This window comes from Vibrio sp. 704, assembly GCF_033339295.1.
The window spans coordinates 1-3,318 of record NZ_JAWOUH010000045.1; the positions used below are offsets into that span (position 1 = coordinate 1).

Sequence of the window (3,318 nt, forward strand, 5' to 3'; positions counted from 1 at the left end):
TACTTCGCCAACTATTGCGATAACAAGAAAAAGCCAGCCTTTCATGATATATCTCCCAATTTGTGTAGGGCTTATTATGCACGCTTAAAAATAATAAAAGCAGACTTGACCTGATAGTTTGGCTGTGAGCAATTATGTGCTTAGTGCATCTAACGCTTGAGTTAAGCCGCGCCGCGAAGCGGCGTCGGCTTGAACGAATTGTTAGACATTATTTGCCGACTACCTTGGTGATCTCGCCTTTCACGTAGTGAACAAATTCTTCCAACTGATCTGCGCGGGAGGCCAAGCGATCTTCTTCTTGTCCAAGATAAGCCTGTCTAGCTTCAAGTATGACGGGCTGATACTGGGCCGGCAGGCGCTCCATTGCCCAGTCGGCAGCGACATCCTTCGGCGCGATTTTGCCGGTTACTGCGCTGTACCAAATGCGGGACAACGTAAGCACTACATTTCGCTCATCGCCAGCCCAGTCGGGCGGCGAGTTCCATAGCGTTAAGGTTTCATTTAGCGCCTCAAATAGATCCTGTTCAGGAACCGGATCAAAGAGTTCCTCCGCCGCTGGACCTACCAAGGCAACGCTATGTTCTCTTGCTTTTGTCAGCAAGATAGCCAGATCAATGTCGATCGTGGCTGGCTCGAAGATACCTGCAAGAATGTCATTGCGCTGCCATTCTCCAAATTGCAGTTCGCGCTTAGCTGGATAACGCCACGGAATGATGTCGTCGTGCACAACAATGGTGACTTCTACAGCGCGGAGAATCTCGCTCTCTCCAGGGGAAGCCGAAGTTTCCAAAAGGTCGTTGATCAAAGCTCGCCGCGTTGTTTCATCAAGCCTTACGGTCACCGTAACCAGCAAATCAATATCACTGTGTGGCTTCAGGCCGCCATCCACTGCGGAGCCGTACAAATGTACGGCCAGCAACGTCGGTTCGAGATGGCGCTCGATGACGCCAACTACCTCTGATAGTTGAGTCGATACTTCGGCGATCACCGCTTCCCTCATGATGTTTAACGCCGCCATAAGTTGCGGCTTTGTAGTTGATTGTTTTGTGGTAGCGTAGCGTTAAGCCACAAAACAAGCGACGGAAAAGCCGTCAACTTGATGGCCTTGTTAGCCTTATCAGCGCGACTGTGATGTATAAACGTCAAAAATTGAACGACCAATTTTAACAATCGCATCATTTCGCTCTGCCATTGAAGCCTGTGTTTGAGCTAGATAGATGCTCACAATAATTGGGGCTTGATGCTCACTCCACACAACTGCTGTAATACTCCGAGCACCAAATCCGCCAGCACCTGAACGATCCGCAATGTTCCATCCCGCCGGCAATACTGAACGTAGTAAATTACCAGTGACTTGATTGTTCACCATCCAAGACTCTAATTTTTTTTTGTTCATTTCAGATAGCGCTGAACCAAATAAAAATTTATTCAAAGTACTGGCTATTGCCTTAGGAGTTGTCGTATCCCTCAAATCACCGAGCTTACCTTCATTTAAATCAGGCTCAATACGGTCTAGACGAGTCTCTTTGTCCCCAATTTGTCTTAAAAAATCAGTAACGCCTTTGGAGCCACCTACAGCACTTAGGATGATATTTGCCGCAGTATTATCACTTGTAGTCATAGTTGCGAAGCACGCATCATCGAGTGTGATTGCCTGCCCTACTTGCTTTTCTATTACAGGGGAATAGGTCACAAGATCTGCTTTCTTAATCTCGACTGTACTATTGGGATTAACTTTTCCTTGCTCAGCATCATATAGTAATTTAGCGCAAGCTATTGTTTTAAAAGTACTTGTCAACGGGAAGCGCTGATTGCCATTGTAATCCCAGTATTCTCCATTTTGAGTATCAAGAACGGAAACACCTATACGAGCAGAAAGAGAAACTTCAATTGCCTTAACGTCTTGTTCAACTTGCCGAAACTTTGAACTACTTGCAAAAGCATAAAAGATACGCTATTCTTAGCATTTGCTCCATGTCTCAATGCATTAAAAGATTACAAACGCATATAAGGTTACTTAAGATAAATGTCTCTACTTAGTCGCTATGAACAACTTAATTTGATTCAATGTAATAGACGTTACAAGCTCATAATTGCACATTTTTAATGACGTTCAGAGGTCGTCAATAATGAATTTTCTGATAAAAAATATTCTGCTCATTACTCTTTTTGTTCCTTTTGTAACAGCAGCAAACAATACAGACACTAAAACGCTGGAGGTTAAACAATTAACCGATAATATCTATCAGCATATCTCATATAAACATGTTGAGCCTTGGGGGTTTATTGGCGCGTCTGGCTTAATTGTAGTCGATGGAGATGCGGCATACCTGATTGACACTCCTTGGACGACCAAAGCAACCAATCAACTTATTGAATGGATTGAAGATAGAGGTCTCGTACTAAAAAGCGCAATAGTAACTCACTTTCATGAAGATGCGAGTGGTGATTTACCACTTTTAAATGATTTAAAAGTTAACACTTATGCCACTTCACTCACTAATCAACTTCTTAAACTCAATAACAAAGAAATTTCGAATACTGAAATATCGAGCAATGAACTCAAAATTTTCAACGGCATTGCGACAGTGTATTATCCTGGCCCAGGCCATACTGAAGATAACATCGTTGTTTGGTTACCGAATGAAAAGCTATTATTTGGCGGTTGCTTTGTTAAAAGCCTCCGTAATAAAAGTCTAGGTTACACTGGAGATGCAAATATAGGCGAATGGTCGAACTCTATTCAAAGAGTGCTGCAACGCTATCCAGATATAGTCACTGTAGTGCCTGGGCATGGTCAGGTTGGAGACGTTAGTTTACTCCTTCATACACAAAAATTAGCATCATCCGATAAGACTTCTGACAAATAGACAAATAAAGCAAAGGAAAAATAGTGGAGCTAAGAGGTAGTAGAATAAAACTATCACCATTTGATAGTTCAGATAGACAGTTGTTCATAGAAATATCAATGTGCCCCATTATGATGGAGCATGTGTATGAGCCTCTAACTTATCAAGAAGCTGTGGCAGCGTTTGAGTTAAAATCTCAATCTTGGCAGTTTGAAAGTGATCACTGGCTTTCATTTGGTATTGAGGACATATCATCAGGAGAAAAGCTGGGCAGTATTGGATTGAAGGTCATTAATCACAAGGCGCGAATAGCCGAAGTAGGTTACATGATTAAGCAAAGTGCTCAAGGCAGGGGAATTGCTGGAGAAGCTTTAACATTAATTAAGCAATTTGGGTATAGGAAGTATAAACCACCTTTTTGCTCCTCATCCGAAGTATCTTACCTGAAATTCCCTCACTCGTTTACCGC

At 42.8% G+C, this 3,318-nt stretch carries 3 protein-coding genes and 1 pseudogene; 2 read left to right on the plus strand and 2 right to left on the minus strand.

What is annotated here, in order from left to right; all coding sequences use genetic code 11:
• Nucleotides 1–161 precede the first annotated feature (161 nt).
• Both aadA1 and blaPSE read right to left on the minus strand, forming a co-directional pair.
• Nucleotides 162–1,000, minus strand: a pseudogene (gene aadA1 / locus R7R24_RS24180) (ANT(3'')-Ia family aminoglycoside nucleotidyltransferase AadA1).
• A gap of 117 nt (nucleotides 1,001–1,117) precedes the next feature.
• On the minus strand, nucleotides 1,118–1,951 hold the full coding sequence (blaPSE, locus tag R7R24_RS24185) for a PSE family carbenicillin-hydrolyzing class A beta-lactamase (protein WP_181726425.1): 834 nt from the start codon (nucleotides 1,949–1,951) through the stop codon (nucleotides 1,118–1,120).
• Between the two features lie 178 nt (nucleotides 1,952–2,129).
• Between blaPSE and R7R24_RS24190 the strand changes: the two genes are divergently transcribed.
• Both R7R24_RS24190 and R7R24_RS24195 read left to right on the plus strand, forming a co-directional pair.
• Nucleotides 2,130–2,870: a subclass B1 metallo-beta-lactamase VAM-1 gene (locus tag R7R24_RS24190; RefSeq protein ID WP_181726415.1), complete on the plus strand. Its 741-nt coding sequence runs from the start codon at nucleotides 2,130–2,132 to the stop codon at nucleotides 2,868–2,870.
• 23 nt (nucleotides 2,871–2,893) lie between these two features.
• A partial coding sequence (locus R7R24_RS24195; protein WP_318081625.1) for a GNAT family N-acetyltransferase occupies nucleotides 2,894–3,318 on the plus strand: 425 nt, incomplete at its 3' end.

Excerpts from the sequence above, each read along its gene's own strand:
- R7R24_RS24190 (WP_181726415.1), top strand. The coding sequence starts at position 2,130 with ATGAATTTTCTGATAAAAAATATTCTGCTCATTACTCTTTTTGTTCCT.